General features: G+C 37.2%; 13 protein-coding genes and 1 pseudogene. All 14 read right to left on the bottom strand.

The window, feature by feature from the left end; translation table 11 throughout:
* Positions 1 to 1,138: pseudogene (locus tag DPV95_RS10130) on the bottom strand (polymorphic toxin-type HINT domain-containing protein); the annotation flags it as partial.
* A gap of 285 nt (positions 1,139 to 1,423) precedes the next feature.
* Positions 1,424 to 1,924 carry an SMI1/KNR4 family protein gene (locus DPV95_RS10125; RefSeq protein WP_065244499.1) on the bottom strand — a complete coding sequence of 167 codons (501 nt, stop codon included), beginning with the start codon at positions 1,922 to 1,924 and terminating at the stop codon, positions 1,424 to 1,426.
* Between the two features lie 152 nt (positions 1,925 to 2,076).
* The gene (locus tag DPV95_RS10120) at positions 2,077 to 2,523 is read right to left on the bottom strand and encodes a DUF6392 family protein (protein WP_065244498.1); all 447 of its coding nucleotides are present in this window, start codon (positions 2,521 to 2,523) and stop codon (positions 2,077 to 2,079) included.
* A gap of 258 nt (positions 2,524 to 2,781) precedes the next feature.
* A complete protein-coding gene (locus DPV95_RS10115) occupies positions 2,782 to 3,264 on the bottom strand; it encodes a hypothetical protein (protein ID WP_049366723.1) in 483 nt (160 codons plus the stop codon).
* A gap of 18 nt (positions 3,265 to 3,282) precedes the next feature.
* Positions 3,283 to 5,160, bottom strand: a complete 1,878-nt coding sequence (locus DPV95_RS10110; RefSeq protein ID WP_133253134.1) for a hypothetical protein — start codon at positions 5,158 to 5,160, stop codon at positions 3,283 to 3,285.
* Between the two features lie 305 nt (positions 5,161 to 5,465).
* Entirely contained in the window at positions 5,466 to 5,978 is a 513-nt protein-coding gene (locus DPV95_RS10105; protein WP_065286354.1) for a hypothetical protein, read from the bottom strand.
* Between the two features lie 261 nt (positions 5,979 to 6,239).
* Positions 6,240 to 6,524, bottom strand: a complete 285-nt coding sequence (locus tag DPV95_RS10095) for a barstar family protein (RefSeq protein WP_065286356.1) — start codon at positions 6,522 to 6,524, stop codon at positions 6,240 to 6,242.
* A gap of 298 nt (positions 6,525 to 6,822) precedes the next feature.
* A complete protein-coding gene (locus DPV95_RS10085) occupies positions 6,823 to 7,158 on the bottom strand; it encodes an Imm8 family immunity protein (protein ID WP_065286357.1) in 336 nt (111 codons plus the stop codon).
* Positions 7,159 to 9,387 (bottom strand): hypothetical protein, encoded by a 2,229-nt coding sequence (locus tag DPV95_RS10080; protein ID WP_111407039.1) that lies wholly within the window; start codon positions 9,385 to 9,387, stop codon positions 7,159 to 7,161. It lies immediately after the preceding gene.
* 296 nt (positions 9,388 to 9,683) lie between these two features.
* Complete coding sequence (locus DPV95_RS10070) at positions 9,684 to 10,226, bottom strand: ankyrin repeat domain-containing protein (RefSeq protein ID WP_111407037.1); 543 nt, start codon at positions 10,224 to 10,226, stop codon at positions 9,684 to 9,686.
* Between the two features lie 173 nt (positions 10,227 to 10,399).
* Positions 10,400 to 10,711: a hypothetical protein gene (locus DPV95_RS10065; protein WP_111304952.1), complete on the bottom strand. Its 312-nt coding sequence runs from the start codon at positions 10,709 to 10,711 to the stop codon at positions 10,400 to 10,402.
* Between the two features lie 266 nt (positions 10,712 to 10,977).
* The gene (locus DPV95_RS10060) at positions 10,978 to 11,631 is read right to left on the bottom strand and encodes a hypothetical protein (protein WP_049380280.1); all 654 of its coding nucleotides are present in this window, start codon (positions 11,629 to 11,631) and stop codon (positions 10,978 to 10,980) included.
* Entirely contained in the window at positions 11,600 to 13,639 is a 2,040-nt protein-coding gene (locus tag DPV95_RS10055) for a polymorphic toxin-type HINT domain-containing protein (protein WP_111304951.1), read from the bottom strand. The genes DPV95_RS10060 and DPV95_RS10055 overlap by 32 nt, the downstream gene beginning before the upstream one ends.
* 538 nt (positions 13,640 to 14,177) lie before the next feature.
* On the bottom strand, positions 14,178 to 17,365 hold a 3,188-nt coding region (locus DPV95_RS10045; protein ID WP_207974271.1), incomplete at its 5' end, for a hemagglutinin repeat-containing protein.

Genomic DNA, 17,365 nt, shown 5'->3' with positions numbered 1-17,365 from the left:
TATCCGTACCAAGAACATTTGTATGATTACCCGCACTCACCCTGATATTGCCATTCATTGAACCTAGCGTGCTACGTGCATCAGACTGTGTCCAACCTTCCGTTTCATAATCATGTTTTTCTGATTTTGAACCAAAGGTAATGCCAATACCTCCGCCTGTGAATACCCCTGACGTTTTCTTGGTTTCCACACGCTTATTTTTAAAATGATTGGTATCCGCAGCAATATCAACATCATGTCCAGCCTGAACATGGAGATTATCATCCGCAATAGCCTGAATGCCTTTCGCCTTCACATCATGACCTGCTGAAAGAACCACCTCTTTACCACTCACCTGTGTCCCGACTTGAGTAACGGATTGTTGTTGGTCAAGACTGGTTTTTGTTACCTTCGCCACACTTCCACTTTTCGTTTTGTGGAACTCTTCAAAATCTCGACTTTCTTTCGCACCATTCAGCACAAGGTCATTTTCAGCGATAGCCATCAACTTCGCTTCACTATCCAGCTGTGCACCTTCGGATAAAATATTTTTACCCGTTAGCAAGACATTGCCTTTGCCTTTTACTTGGCTTACTACGGCTTCTTCCACTTTCTCATGACGGTAATGATTACCTTTCCCCATCTTCTCATCAAAGCCCACTGAAAGAGCGGTCAGATTCATGTTATTTTTGCTTTGAACAAGCGTATTGCCATTGCCATCGTTAATAATATCTGCACCTTTAGCGTTCAGATTATTTGATGAAAGTTGTAACTGGCCATCTTCTCCTTTTACATGGAAAAGCGCTTTACGACCAAGCGTGGTTTCACTACGTTGAAAATGAGATAAGTCCACATTTGTTGTCATCGTGGTACTTTCGTGATTTAAATCACCGCCCACATCTACCAAAAGTGCTCGCTCAGCTTCCACTTTACCGCCGATACTATCGAAGTTATTTGTAGTTTTGATGCCTACTTTATCACCCGTAATGGCGCCTTCGTTTAATAAGCTTTCGGTATTTAATAACGTAAGCTTACGCCCCGCAATGGTGCCACTATTGGTTAAACGGTTACTCCGCAAATCAATCACATCCGCTGAAATCAACGCACCTTCGCCATTTAAGTCACCTTTCTGCGCCATGGCATAGACGCGAGGTGCCATCACTTTGACTTGTTTTCCGCTTGGTGAGGTTAATACGCTAAGTTGGATGTGAAATTATAAGGTTTGCTTAAAATAAGCATCATTAAAAACACAAAAAGTGCGGTCAGTTTTTGAGAAGTTTTAAAACTCTTTGAAAATTGCCCGCACTTTCAACTGCGTTAATTAAATCGATGATTAGCGATTTTACATGACTAAATTGCCCGATTTTTAAATCGCTTTCTTAATTAGTACAAGCGTAGATGCTTTTACCATTTATGTTTTTTAGAGAAACACTGCCGCTCTTTGCTAATCAGGATAGCGCTCATTAAAATCGTAAAGACTATCTAGAAAATCATCAAAATTATTTGCTACAGATAAAATAAGCCATTTTCCTATTTCATCGTTATATTCATCATGAATAACTAAAGAGATCTTTGGTTCTGATGTTGTGGGGCAATCTCTATAATCAAAGCATAACCAGTTTCCTTCAGATGTATGAGCAAATGAATACACATTTTCATATCCATCTTCATCTGAATAAATAAATTGATTGTAAATATTCTCATATTGGGAATTAAACCCATCAAATCCAAATGATGCTAAAGATTCTCGTTCATGATAGGGATCATAGAAATCAAAAGTATCTTGTTCAAACTTCGGATTATTATACCTAGTCATTAATTCTCTATAAGTATTTGGCAAAGTAATGTTGAATATAGATTGAAATTTCAATATGTTATTTATATCGCCTTTTCCATCAAAAGACCAAATATCAATATTTCTAAACTTTTCTTTAACGTCCTTCACTTAATGCTCCAACGACGGCGCGCGTTTCCCAACGCGAGCCTAAACATCAATTTTATTTAATTCAGATTTTCACTATTTTTATAAATAATTTCAGTTTGTTTATTTTTAGTTAGATACAAGCACGCATCAGGAGATCTGAGCTATTGAGTGTCTCATTTAATAAACAATGTTATTTGAGAAAGCTCCTTTAACTCATTAAATTCAAAATGAACATACTTATTATTAATACTATACCTAATCCAATTATCAGAATAAGCTTCAGGCTTTCCAAATTTCACAATTAGATCATTTTGAGTAAATTTATTATCTAACTCCAAAAAAAGCTGTTCTAAAAAAGGGTACTCATAATACTCATTGTTATATTTATTTACATAAAAAAATATAGATTCCAAAAACTCACTATCATTATTTTTAGAAAAAACAAAATCAACTCCTCTTTTAAAAAAGTGAAAATAAGTATGTTGAATATTATCGCATTCAAAATACTCCACTTCAAAATCCGTAGCCACAATAGAAATAGCTTTTAATATTAAGTTGCTACCTTGTTTTTCACCCAAAGCATTTAAAAAAATATTTATATCACCCACAAATTTTTTCATTTAATTCCTCTACTTTTATTTCTTATAATAATTTCATTTATTGCCTCTTCAACCACCAAATAATCATAACCTTTATCTATTAAAGATTTCTCATATGATTAATATCACCATCATTAAAAATACAAAAGTGCGGTCAGTTTTTGAGAGGTTTTAAAACCCTTTGAAAATTGACCGCAATTTATCATTAATGAACTATAATAGCCCATATAACCTCAAATAAAACCCAGATTATCTAGGCTTTATTTCTTAACACGCTAATTACCAACTATCAAAATATCGATCCAACTTTAGGAACTCCTCATAGCATCCAAACTTAGGATAATTATAATAATTAGAATTAGTATTTATAATAACCTCATAACTATCAACAATATTAGACTCATAGTCCATTCTTTCTGAAAAAACGTGTCCATCCTCTAAAATTTTAAATTGATGTATAATAATAGGAGCCTTACCTACCCCATATTTTTTAGATGTAATAAAAGATAAAAATAATTTATCAGTTGTTAATTTACTAAATTTAAATTCATATGATAAAACCTCATTAAGATTATCATCTAAAAAGTACACAATGACATAATCTTTCCCAATAACAATATAGGAATCAGGTCTACTAGAAGAATTGATTAAAACAGTATATTCCTCCTTTCCATGTCTCCTTAAGGCATCTTCGACAGAAAACTCCCCCCAAGATTTTTTTTTAACAAATGACCATCCTTTACTGTAAAAATATTTCTCCATACAACAACCTCTTGTAAATTAATAAACATTACCTTCACTATCACGAATAATTATTTTCAATTCATTAGCCTTATCTAATATCTTAGATGGAATAGGATTATACTGTTTAGGCACCTCTAAAATATATTCACCTCTTAATACTTGCCCACCTAAGATGCCATTAGAAGGAACATCCGAAATTCTACTTCCCACTGAGTATTTTTTCGGTATTTCCTTTAAATAAGATAATCCTGTTTTTAAATTAATATCAGAAAATTGAGTATATTTTCTAGACACTATCTCTCTTGTTCTATTATCATAAGAATCTAACCGAAAATAGCCCCCATTTACTTTATCAATGTAAAGTTCATTATAGGGATAAATAGAATGGCGCTCATTATTAAACTTATTTCCATCAGATATCTTTTGTAATATAGATGAATTCAAACCATTCCTATTTATACTTTTTGTTATGAACTGATTTCCATCGACATTTGAAATAAAATAATAGCGACCATTTGCCCCAGAACCATCCTTATTCAATCCCCTAAAAACAGCTTGGCCAGTCAACGGATCAACTTGGCCTGTGTTGACTGCTAGGCCACCATTCGGACCTTTAAATACACCATGACCTAAATATTCGTAATCGTTTCCTAATAATCTACTATTAATCGTTCCTCTTGATAATGTTTCTTCAGCTTGTTTTATACCAGTCTTAACCGCTCCAATCCCCTTACCTCCTGTGAATAAGCTTGGGAATCCATAAATTAATTCTGATGTATCTCTATCAGTATTTGTAACAGTACTGATCACTTTCCCACCAAGGGTACCTGGGTTTTTACCTGTTATCATCGTTTCAAAACCAGCATAGGCATTATCACCACCATAAGCCATCATTCCTGTTCCCACAACACAAGTTGTGCCACCTAAACAAGCAACAGCACCTGCAGTCGCCGTCACGACGCCACTAGCCGACTGTAACAAACCAACTGTTCGCTCAGGAATACGATTTCTAGCAGCAGCATCTGATGCTTTATAAACATGATTATAATCAAACATATTCTCGACATCTCCGGCTCTCCAAGCATCATCAGACCAAAGATATTTTTGTTGTGAGAGCAACGTTCTCTCATTGGCAAATTCCGCTGTATTACCCAATATTTCTTTTTGATATTCTGCTGCATAACGCGGGTCATCCTCAGGAATCTGCGCAGAACAATGCACCAACGCACAGGCCGCAATTTCTAAACGACGTTCTTTTTCTTCATCGCCATTTGCAAGTAACTTAATACGCTCTTTCTCATTTTGATGAAGCTGTCTGTTATACGTCTCCGCATTGTAAGATGTCAACGCGCCCTGTTTCATGGTTTCACTTGACCCACCAGTTACAGCACCCGCGGCAGCACCAATCACCAATGCCGTCATTTGTTGTGCTGCTTGTTTAAGTTTCTCTTTTTGCCCATCATCTAATTTGAGGTCTTTCGCTTGTTCATTTAAGTAATCTGTAACATACGTGTTCAACCACTCTGAACCCGCTCCCGCTGCAGCACCTGTCGCCACATTGCCATCAGACATCTTCGCTGCCAATGCACCTGCAAGGGCATGCATCGCAATCTTCTCTTTGCTGCCGTCTTCAAATTCAAATTTTTTCGCAAGGTCACCCGTGACTTTTGCAAACAACTCACCTGCAACTTGTGCCGCTTCTTGCTGCTCTTTCACTTCGTTATGGTCAAATGCTTTCACTTTATGATTGGCATTTTGTGTATCTCTGGAAAGTGCGGTCAGATTTTCCGGTGTTTCTGTGTCAATTTGAATATTAGACCCTATCGCTGATTGCGTTTGACTTGTAGCACTTTCATGTTTATTCCCTAACGCACTCGCCGCAGCCGCCATCGCATTTTTAGCATTCTGTGCCATATCCGTTGAAAGCCCCGCACTCACGATACTTACGTAGAAAAAGCATTGGAAAAAGTAGAACGAGCATACGCGAAGTTGGATGTAAAATTATGAGATTTGCTTAAAGATAAGTAGCTCTAAAATACAAAAAGCGCGGTCAGTTTTTAAAAGGTTTTAAAACTCTTTGAAAATTGACCGCACTTAAATTATCAATGTTTCAATAACTTCTTCAGATGTATAGTTTTTTAGATAGATACAAGCATGCGTTAGGAAACGCGCGCTATCTGGAGTATGCCAATAATAAATTATTGGCATACTCCACCTTACTAAAAATCCCCCTCTTCTACAACCTCAATAGCACCACATCCTATAAATAACCATCTTAATGTTCCCGATAAAAATGGGTCATCTAGAACTTTAGTTGCAAATAAAAAGTGGTCTTCATCTAAAATAGTTGCTCCCCACCAAAACCAGCTTCTATCTATAGGATCCATAAGAAATATCCAGTTATCAAAAGTCCAATCGTCCTCTCTTTTTCTACAAAAAAAACCAGAAATATCAAAACGACTTTTAACTTTTTTAAAACCATTAATAAATTGTATTGGGAATATTTTTTTCCAAGCTTCTACATCGTCCCATTTAGACTTAGTATATAAATCATATTGATAATTGACCTTTAATAACACATCTCTTGCTAATCTCATTACCTCATTGGCATTACCATTGCACCTAATAATAAAATTCATCCCTAAGCCCTCTTGATAAGTGGGAAGACCATTACTTTCAAGACGAAGCCTTTCTTCTAAGAGATACCTAAAAAAAGCATCATTAATTCCCATTCCTTCCCCTTTTTTTCTTTATTTTGTTAGCAATATTTTTTTCTTCTTTTTTTAGATAGTTTCCAAAAGATATAGCCAATATCATAGAAAAGAAGAAAAAGGGAATATATACTTTATAATAAATGAAATTTCTGTAGGATATTCTCTTAAATACATCATTATAGAAAGTAACACTGTCATAATAATTGAAGAAAAAAAACCTTTTTAGAATGGCAATTATCTCTCTCATTATTTATTCCTCTCATTATCTTCAAATAATAATTAAAACAGGATCTCAACAGAGATTAAATATCGCTTATCTATACCCTTATGCTCAGCATTACTTTCATTTATTAAATTAATTATCTTATTAACAAATAAGATCATATCATTTGGTAGACTGCCATAATTCAAAAATATTATTTTTTTTTCATACAGCAATCCAATATAATCCCAAAAGGCATCTAGATTTCTTCCAAAAAACTCACCAAAATCAACTTGCTTCATTAATTGGGTATAGAAATCTTCCTCATCCAAAAGTAAACTACAATCAATTATTACTTCCATTTTCCGATCTCCTTAAAAGATTTATAATGATCGGTTGTAATAAACAATAACCCATCATTAGAATACAATAGTCTTGTTCCTGGTTGTTTATTCCTAGAAATTTGATTATTTATCCCAACATCAGCCTCAAACCATACTCTACCATCAGACGATGGCTCGCATCTCCTGACGTGTGCCTAAAACGTCAATTTCATTTAATGATGATTTTTACTATTTTCATTAACAACTTCGGTTTATCTATTTTAGGTAGATTCAAGCACATATCAGGAGACTCACGCTATCTGGGGGTATTTACAAACTATTGATATTCCCAATCAAAATATTCTTTTAATTGAACAACAATATCATTCCAGGTTTCTCCAGATATTTTATTTATTATAGCTTTCAAATGATTTTCTATTTCATCTAGTGTATAAAGATCAATAACTATCCCTTTATTTATCATTAATAATTTTTCTCTTTGAATCATCCCTAAATTAAAAATATTAGTATAAAAAAAATCACTTCCAGACTCATCTTTAGCCCCTATTGCCAATGTTAAATTTAAGCAATAGGCTGGTTTAAGTATTATTAAGGATGCATCATCTCTTGTTGGGACATTGTAATCAACCCATTTTAGTTCAGCTATAAGCATTTATTTTTTATCCTCATAAATATTTAAATGTAAGTTACTTTCTACCTTTGATGAGCCAGTAATAGGGTCTATGTAAAAACGTTCAAAATTAGACTGTATTCCAGTGTCAGCATAACTAGAATTTTTCTTTGAGGTGGCAGGTCTATATCTTCTTGTCCTATCTTCACTAATGAATCCCCCTTGACTTGTTACCTCATAATTAGGTCCAACCCAAGCTCTACCCAATTCATCTGACTCAGCCTTCGTAAACATTTTATCTTTATATGTAAAATTATTTTTACCTAAAGCAGCATGAGAAAGTTCAGGGTATAATTTAGCTATATTATCTAAATTTTCTTGTCGTAATTGTTGTTTATATTTCTCATAATTAACAAGATTATGTGCTTCATAGTTGAATGATTCTAGATCATACCCCTTTGTCTCCCCAACAATCGGCAACACCTCATTCGCATTTGAGCCTTTTGGCAACTTGAATCTAACATAATTTACTGCTGCATCTCCTATTGTACTGGCAGCTTTACCTGCTGCTTTCCCCACCCCAGTAAGCTCTAGCAAGGCAGTGCCACCTCTCACAGCTGCTATCGCATCAATCTCATTGACCATATTTTTACCATAAAGGTAATTTACATCATCAAGATGATAGCCTGCGCCCAAAATGTCTTTACCTGACTGCCATACCGCTTTTCCTGAATCCGATAACATTTCCTTACCAGCAGAAATGCACATATCTTCTTTTAAACAGTTAGCAATACCAAAACTAATCGGCTTGAGTACATCCTCCGGATGATCAAATGCATGCAAGGTACCTTTTAAAGCCGCATCTGCACCATCTGATAACGATTTAGTATAAAGATTATATTTTACTTTCGGTTGTAATGTCTTCGTTACAACATGACCATTTGCTTTATCAAATTGTGCCAATGCATTTGAATATTTACCCGTTGAGTAATATTCATCTTTATCCGCAACAGTAAACATCGACTGACGTTTACCACCTGAATTGATAAATGTGCCACGATTATCATAAGGAGGAACATCCCCTTGAGCCGTTGCACCTCTTAAGAAAGACTGTGCTTGGCCATCTGTTTCGCCAATTTTCTTAAACCAAGCATAGTCGACTTCTTGAGCCGCTTGGGTAATTAATCGATCCATTGCTTCTTGTTCAGTGACTTGATGCCCTAAACGCTCACTTTCCTCTTGAGCAAAACGTTTTGCGTTTTCTTTAATCCATTTAATCTCATCAACATGAAGCTGTCTGTTATACGTCTCCGCATTGTAAGATGTCAACGCGCCCTGTTTCATGGTTTCACTCGTGCCGCCGGTCACTGCCCCCGCTGCCGCACCTATCGCCAACGCTGTCATTTGCTGTGCTGCTTGTTTAAGTTTCTCTTTTTGTCCTACATCTAACTTAAGGTCTTTCGCTTGTTCATTTAAGTAATCTGTAACATAAGTGTTCAACCACTCTGAACCCGCTCCCGCTGCTACACCTGTCGCGACATTGCCATCTGACATCTTCGCTGCCAACGCACCCGCAAGGGCGTGCATCGCAATCTTCTCTTTGCTGCCCTCTTCAAATTCAAATGCTTTGGCTACATCACCTGTGATTTTTGAAAATAGCTCACCCGCCACTTGCGCTGCTTCTTGCTGCTCTTTCACTTCGTTATGGTCAAATGCTTTTACTTTATGATTGGCATTTTGTGTATCTCTGGAAAGTGCGGTCAGATTTTCCGGTGTTTCTGTGTCAATTTGAATATTAGACCCTATCGCTGATTGCGTTTGACTTGTAGCACTTTCATGTTTATTCCCTAACGCACTCGCCACGGCAGCCATCGCATTTTTAGCATTCTGTGCCATATCCGTTGAAAGCCCCGCACTCACGCTTTTCACTTCAACCTCACTGCGGTTTTCAATATCAGTGTGAGTAAGCGATTTTGTTTTGAAGTGGTTCTTATCTTGGGCTGCTTCACTGTCAATCACAGAGCCCGCAAGATGCGTATTCCCCGCAACCTTAACATCCATTCCACCTTTGCCCACATGGAAGCCCTTTTGTTCTTCCACTTGGGCATAGTTCACTTTCGCTTTGTTTTGAGAATAGTTTGCTGAAGCACTTGAACCGCTACCATAAATTGCCACACTAAAGCCCGCTCCGGCTTGCGTTTGTTTGCTGTCGTAGTGATTGCTGTCTTGACGGCTTTCTAAATTAAGATTGCCTTTAATAGAAACATGCACATTTTCTGCAAAGATGAATCAATGGTCATCATCATTTAGGTGTGTTGCTTGCTCACGATATTTCCGTAGAAAAAGCATTAGAAAAAGTAGAACGAGCTTACGCGAAGTTGGATGTAAAATTATAAAACTTACTTAACATAAGCCGTTGAAAATACAAAAGTGCGGTCAATTTTTGAGAGGTTTAAAAACTCTTTGAAAATTGACTGCACTTGATATTTCTATTTTTCCAATCTACTTGTAAATAATTAAAAATGAGCTTTATATAGCACACCTTTAAAATTTATTCCCAAAGTAAATTAAATGCCCTTTTTGGAATACTTTTCCATTAACTCAATCACCGGTTTAAATTTAGGATCTTGTGAACGATATTTTTTGATCCCTTCTAAAATACCATGCTGTCCAGTAAAGAAATCTACATCTCCCCCGTTATCTAGCATTAATTGAAGCAAATCCAGCCTTTCTGGGAAACCATTAATATAGGATAAAGGTGTAATTCCTCTTTCATTTGGTAAATTAGGGTTTGCACCAGCCTTAAGTAACGCTATCGCAGCATCAATATTTTTACTTCGTAATGCATAATGCAAGGGAGTCATTCCGTACATATCTTGCGCATTAATCTCCACTCCATGTTTTATATAAAACTCCACAACCGACAACGGAGCCGCACAAATTAAATTACACTGGTGTAGCCAATTCCATTTGTCTGCCGATACATAGTGAATATCTAACTTTTTACTTATAAAGAAAATATCCTCCAGCATTGCGATATTTCCTTCTCTATCTGATATCGCAACAAGCATCTTAGGGTCATCTTTATATTCTTCATATAAATTTGTCATATTAGTTTTCTCTTTGTTTTAAAAACAATTCCATATCATCTTTAATTTTTTGAATTTTACCATTTCCCAGCATTTCATCTTTATGACTACGATTCACCGAACTATTTTCCAATCTAAACCACTGCGAAATTAGTGTATCACTACAAACATCTCCATAAAGCTACGTTTCTCCTTTACTTATCACAAAATAAATTTATATCGTCAAAAACATCACTTATCGCGCCTAAAAACTGACCACTATTTTTTAATAACTCTAGTTTATTGATAATATCAAAGGAAATTCTTTTATCAATTCTAACTATATGTCCTACTGATATTATTGATGTATATTTTAATTCATCTATTGTTGAATCAAGGTTATCTAAAACTATTTTTTCTGTGATATCTCTATCTACCGAATATAGCACAATATTTAAAATAAAATTGCAACAATTCTCCACCGTATCAAGTGTAAAAGAACAATATTTAGGATCCATATATTTCATACTATTTACCTTTTTTTCCATTAGATTTAAATAACCCTTCTGTTATTAATTTATTTTTCATTTCCTGATTTAAAATATCGACCATAAAGCTCCTTCATAAAATAGGTACAATAATTAGTTCGTTTATAGTGTATCACTACAAAAAAATGCGGTTGATTTCTAAAAGTTTAAAAACTCACTAAAAAATCAACCGCGCTTTATATTATATTTCAAATTGTATATATCTTCAGTATCAAACAGCAACTGGTGGCTTAAGACTAACTAACTTAACATTCTTTAAACATAGTTTTAGAAGTCGCCAACTTATTAAGTTCCCCAGAAAAAACCACCTCAAACTTATCATCTTTTGAGCAAAAATTTAAGAATTCTATTGCATTATTACAGTCATCACTTAAAGAAATACAACCATACCCAATATCTTCATGAGGGTATAATGCTATTTTTAATGTTGGATTAATTAGAAAACAATGATCGCCTACTACCTTATTATATTTATACGCCATAGATAATTCACAAAAACTCAATATATCCTTTTTATCAAAACTCAATGACATTATATTAGCTGGAAATGGATATTTATTATCTTCATAAAAATCTTCAATAAGTCCATTATATGGCATTAACACTCCCATCTCTTTAGCCTTATTATAAACACTTTCATAATAAGAGACCTCTAAATCAGAAAACTCAGGGATAGAAGCACTATCATCATATGCTAATGCAGTTAGTAGAAAAAAATCATTGATAGAGTCTTTAAAAAAGGACTCTATCATTTTAGATGACATTTGTATTACTGATTGCATAGTAAGATCTCTTGCATAAAAGTAGCCAACCCAACCTGGGCTACTACTAAAATTATTAAAATTTATTTTATTAAAAGATATAACGCTATTTGTTGTCGAATTTAATGATTTTTCCATCACTTTTACCTATTGTAATCTTTCTTCTTACTTCTGGAGCATTCCCTTTTAATCCAACTTTCCACTCACCATTTTTATCTGAGTGAGAGGTATGGCTCTCTGACCAAATTTCACCAGTATATTTATTTTTAAAATTTTTACCTCCTTTTAATTTAATGAAATCATCTGGATGAGTTGTTGGTGTTCTTACAATATCCCCTACGCTAGCACTATTAACTTTTTGTTTTGGCATATCCAGGAAACAATCATTATGCACCCAAACCCCATCAAGGTCAGAATTCGCTCCTTTAATGAAGTAAGTATGGTCAGTCTCAACTGTCAAGTTATATGCACTTAACTTCTCAGCCTTGATAGTGACTCCTTTCACCGTTTGCCAGTGATTATTTTCTGACAACAACTTATAGCCGGCTTTCAGATTTTGTGCATCTACCCACTGAGCGTTTTGGATTTCTCCGTTGTAGTGATGCCCCTCAGAACTCGGTACTAGCTCACCTTGATTTACCTGAGTAAAGAATGGATGAATTTTATTTGAAACAATGGTTTGGTGTTTGCCTTGTTCATCAATCACTTCTACATATACCGTAAAATCATACGGGTTGTTGTAGTGCGCTTGTACACGCTGATAGGTCATTTGTCCTGTCAGTTCGTTTTTCGCATAAACCTTATCACCAACTTTAATAGACGCTATCGGCTTATAACCTTGCTCCGTTTTTACTTCCATGTCACCACGGAAAGAACAGGTTAATGGTTTTACTCTAGAATTTTTGACCGTTTCCAAAGTGTTTGATGCAATATCGGACGCAGTACTGGATGCACTTCCTTTCACAACCGCTAATGCTGTTTTTTCTCCTTTCGCAAAAGTCACTACTGCTTTTGTGAATTTTGTACCAACTTTAGCCAAACCCGCTCCACCGGCAAGTATTCCCGCCGTCTCTTGCAGTAATTGACCGGCCTCTAAACCAGCCTTGAAAGCCCCTTCTGCACCCGCTTTCTCATACTCAACAATCATCTTATCAATTCTATTCGCATAGGATTGCTTCATTGCTTCAGTAAAATTGCCTTCTTGAATTAAGGTTTTAATCGCATTCAGTGAGTCAATCGGATGCATCGCAATCTCAGCAATGCCTTTCCCTGTTTCAAAAAGCCCCACTGGAATTGACGTCGCAAGCCCGGCACCATAAGCAGTATCTTGTCCCGAACTCACCAATTCCCAATAAACACCTGTTTTTAGTTCACAGCGCAAGCTACCATTACATGCCGCAAACTCTTCATCTCTTTGCTTAGCCTGCCACCCGGAAAGGTAATTGTTCGTCACCGTATTTTCCGCAATCTGTGCATTAATTGCCGTATTGCCGATGATTTCAACACCTTCTGATTTCCCGTTCATTAAAGCACCGGCAATACCGCCTGCAAGACTCGCCATACTAATGACACCCGCCTTTTCATCCGGCGTTAAATCAGCTTCCGATTTACCATAAAGTATAGAGGCAATTTGTGGCACCAGTAATTCAGCCCCTGCTGCACTTATCGCACCATGTGCTGCGCTTCCTCCATTGACTTGAGCCTCAATCGCTCCCCATACGGCATGTGCAAGTGCATTAGTTGCTTTATCATGCGTATTATCCGCAATCAGTTTATTCACCATTGGCGATAAAGTGGCGACAGTTGTGGCTGAAGCACCTTGCCCTGAGAGTACGCCAGTAAAGAGGGCTGTGACGGTGTCTATAGCTCGACGGTTTCCTCCGCCATACCCCCATTCACCCACTTCTCGCTTAACTTCTCTTAACCGATATTCAAGGAAATTCAACTCTTCCTTACTTGCATTATTAGCCTGAGCTTTATCATATTCTGCTTTCGCACGTCGTTCAGCAGTTTCTGCTTCATTTAATTTATTTGACGTATAAGTATCCACAGCCGATTTCACATTACCAACAGCTGTCGAAATTTGTTGTTGCTCTTGGATTTGCGCTTTTACATCCTTCGTCTGTGCAACTTGATTGTTAGCCACCTGACTACCAATAAGATTGGTATCACTTTGGCTATTTAGGGTTACGGTTTGTGCATCTAAGTGGCTCGCTTGGTAAGTTTTGCTTTCGCCATCTTCCTTGCCACTGCTTCCACCTATTACTTGCTCGTGATAGAACGCTCTTACGATAAGTTGGATATGAAATTATAAGGCTTACTTAACATAAGCATCGTTGAAATACAAAAAGTGCAGTCAATTTTAAGAAGTTTTAAAACCCTTTGAAAATTGACCGCACTTTATACTATATCTTCTTAAATCATTAAACCACTATGCTTAAGGTTTTCTTCTCTTCGATTTCTTCTTGGAGAGCTTCGATTTTTGTCTATCATTTTTTTTATTCTCACCATAAATTTCCGGAGAATAGTAAGAAATCAAAAGAGCCGAAAAGCATAAAAAACCTCCCCATATTATAAGATTATAAATAAAATGATTTAAATCAGGATCGATTTTTCCTCTTAGAATAAGAGTAAAATATATAAAACAGAAAGATAATATCGAAGCTATTACAATTCTAATAATCTTACTTGCTTTCATTTTTTAAGTCCTTAACTGATTTATCCGGAGTGTTATAAATATTTTCTGCTACTTTACTCATGCTTGAAGACATCAATCTTTTAACATTTTCATCCTTTATAAATAACCCAAAGTTTTTAGAAAACCAAACTGATGTACCTGAATCTCTAACAGCCTCACCAAAAGATTTACCTTCAATTACTCCTTTTGTAACATCTAGACCGAATCCTAATCCATCACCAGCTTTATGAGTTAAGCCTGAATATGTAGAATCAACAATTACTTTCCCTCCACTTTGGAGAATATTATTGCCATTGATTTCTTTTTGACCAGTAGCATAAGGGAGCGTTTCTGCCACCGTATTAATCCCAGCCTCAATACCAAATGCAACTTTATATGGACGAGGGATTGCCTTATAACCAGCCGCAACATCCTTGCCTACCTCTCCAGCTACATACCCCATAGCAGACGCCATTTGACTTCCTTCTGTAACGACTTGATTACCTAATCTCGCTGTTGCCCCCAGTATCGGCTTAGCCCCCGTATATAAACTCGGTAAACTATAGACAAAATTTGCTGTTTCCGGACTTAATCCTGTCACTTGACTGAGCAATTGACCACCTAATGTATTTTGATTTTTACCGGTAATAATCACTCTCCCGCCGGTATAAGTATTATCAGCTCCATAAGCAGCAACCGGTACGCCTGCCACGCATCCAATACCGGTTTCACAAAGACCTGTACCGACAGCCATAGCCGCAACACCCCCTACTGCTTGTACAACACCGCCAGCGCGTGTTGTTACAGCATATTTCGTATCGATTCTATTCGCGTGATCTAGCGCTTTATAAGTATTGTTATATTCAAATAGTTTGTTCTGCACACCGGAACCAAAAGGATCACTAAATGTTTCAGTTTGGCGTTTTAATAATGCTCTTTCTTGGGCATATTCCACCGTATTACCAAGTTGTTCTACTGCTCTCGCTTCTTCATACGATTTGGCATAATCTGGATCATCTGTAGGAATCTGCGCAGAACAATGCACCAACGCACAGGCCGCAATTTCTAAACGACGCTCTTTTTCCTCATCACCATTTGCAAGTAACTTAATACGCTCTTTCTCATTTTGATGAAGCTGTCTGTTATACGTCTCCGCATTGTAAGATGTCAACGCGCCCTGTTTCATGGTTTCACTCGTGCCACCACTCACAGCACCCGCGGCAGCACCAATCACCAACGCCGTCATTTGCTGTGCCGCTTGTTTAAGCTTCTCCTTTTGTCCTGCATCTAGCTTGAGGTCTTTCGCTTGTTCATTTAAGTAATCTGTAACATACGTGTTCAACCATTCTGAACCCGCTCCCGCTGCTGCACCTGTCGCCACATTGCCATCTGACATCTTCGCTGCCAATGCACCTGCAAGGGCATGCATCGCAATCTTCTCTTTGCTGCCGTCTTCAAATTCAAATTTTTTCGCAAGGTCACCCGTGACTTTTGCAAACAACTCACCTGCTACTTGTGCTGCCTCTTGCTGCTCTTTCACTTCGTTATGGTCAAATGCTTTTACTTTATGATTGGCATTTTGTGTATCTCTGGAAAGTGCGGTTAGATTTTCCGGTGTTTCTGTGTCAATTTGAATATTAGACCCTATCGCTGATTGCGTTTGACTTGTAGCACTTTCATGTTTATTCCCTAACGCACTTGCCGCGGCAGCCATCGCATTTTTAGCATTCTGTGCCATATCTGTTGAAAGCCCCGCACTCACGCTTTTCACTTCAACCTCACTGCGGTTTTCAATATCAGTGTGAGTAAGCGATTTTGTCTTGAAGTGGTTCTTATCTTGGGCTGCTTCACTGTCAATCACAGAGCCCGCAAGGTGCGTATTCCCCGCAACCTTAACATCCATTCCACCTTTGCCCACATGGAAGCCCGTTTGTTCTTCCACTTGGGCGTAGTTCACTTTCGCTTTGTTTTGAGAATAGTTCGCTGAAGCACTTGAGCCACTGCCATAAATTGCCACACTAAAGCCCGCTCCGGCTTGCGTTTGTTTGCTGTCGTAGTGATTGCTGTCTTGGCGGCTTTCTAAATTAAGATTGCCTTTAATATCCGCCTCTAAATGGTCTGTTTTAACAACGGCACCTTTGAAATTAGCATCTTTACCGGTTTTAATCACTGTTTCTTCAGCATTCAGATAACTATTACGTTGTCTCACGCTATCGCTATTTTCATGCCCTTTACCAACTTGAACAGAACCTTCTACACCAATGCCATAACTATTGCCATTAGCTCCGGCAAATACGCCCACACTCCAACCTGTGTTTTTATTCTCACTTCGGTTATGGTAAGTATCTTGTACTGACTCCACGTTTAAATCCTTAGCCACATCAAGTTCTAAACGTTTTGCATTTAATGTTGAGCCCAACACATCAACATCACCTTTTCGGCTAGTCAAATTCACTGTGCCAGCATTCAGCTCACTACCACTATGAGTGATTGTTTTACTTTCACTCGTTTGAGTAGATTTGCTTGCACCTACGCTAATAGAGACTTTAATACTCGGATTAGAGACATTACCTGCCGTCATATTGCCTAAGTTGGAAACCGTGTTTGCAACATTTGCTGCATTTTGAGCTAATTCAAGACTGTCATAAGCCGCTTTCATTTGATGAAGCTGTTTCAATTTTTCATTTTTAACTTCACGACTACGCTTAATACTGTGTCCCATCGATTGTGCTGTACTTACAACCGGTGATGTAACGGCTATCGTAAGTCCTGCCTGTTTATACTCATGCCCCTCTTTACTTTCAATAATATCTTTTCCGGCTTCGACCTTCACGCTTGCGCCTTCAATATCAATTCGATTTGTGCGTGGTGTAATCATATCCGCACCAAGAACATTTGTATGATTACCCGCACTCACTGTGATATTGCCATTCATTGAACCTAGCGTGCTACGTGCATCTGATTGTGTCCAACCTTCTGTCTCATAATCATGTTTTTCTGATTTTGAACCAAAGGTAATACCAATACCGCCGCCTGTGAATACCCCTGACGTTTTCTTGGTTTCCACGCGCTTATTTTTGAAATGATTGGTATCCGCTGCAATGTCAACATCATGTCCAGCCTGAATATGCAGATTATCATCCGCAATAGCCTGAATGCCTTTCGCCTTCACGTCATGACCTGCTGAAAGAAGTA

The organism is Haemophilus parainfluenzae, assembly GCF_003252755.1.
Taxonomy (GTDB): Bacteria; Pseudomonadota; Gammaproteobacteria; order Enterobacterales; family Pasteurellaceae; genus Haemophilus_D; species Haemophilus_D parainfluenzae_N.
This window is presented reverse-complemented; position numbering and strand designations above follow the sequence as displayed.

Excerpts from the sequence above, each read along its gene's own strand:
- DPV95_RS10120 (WP_065244498.1), bottom strand. The coding sequence starts at position 2,523 with ATGAAAAAATTTGTGGGTGATATAAATATTTTTTTAAATGCTTTGGGT.
- DPV95_RS10115 (WP_049366723.1), bottom strand. The coding sequence starts at position 3,264 with ATGGAGAAATATTTTTACAGTAAAGGATGGTCATTTGTTAAAAAAAAA.
- DPV95_RS10110 (WP_133253134.1), bottom strand. The coding sequence starts at position 5,160 with ATGGCACAGAATGCTAAAAATGCGATGGCGGCTGCGGCGAGTGCGTTA.
- DPV95_RS10105 (WP_065286354.1), bottom strand. The coding sequence starts at position 5,978 with ATGGGAATTAATGATGCTTTTTTTAGGTATCTCTTAGAAGAAAGGCTT.
- DPV95_RS10095 (WP_065286356.1), bottom strand. The coding sequence starts at position 6,524 with ATGGAAGTAATAATTGATTGTAGTTTACTTTTGGATGAGGAAGATTTC.
- DPV95_RS10085 (WP_065286357.1), bottom strand. The coding sequence starts at position 7,158 with ATGCTTATAGCTGAACTAAAATGGGTTGATTACAATGTCCCAACAAGA.
- DPV95_RS10070 (WP_111407037.1), bottom strand. The coding sequence starts at position 10,226 with ATGACAAATTTATATGAAGAATATAAAGATGACCCTAAGATGCTTGTT.
- DPV95_RS10065 (WP_111304952.1), bottom strand. The coding sequence starts at position 10,711 with ATGAAATATATGGATCCTAAATATTGTTCTTTTACACTTGATACGGTG.
- DPV95_RS10060 (WP_049380280.1), bottom strand. The coding sequence starts at position 11,631 with ATGGAAAAATCATTAAATTCGACAACAAATAGCGTTATATCTTTTAAT.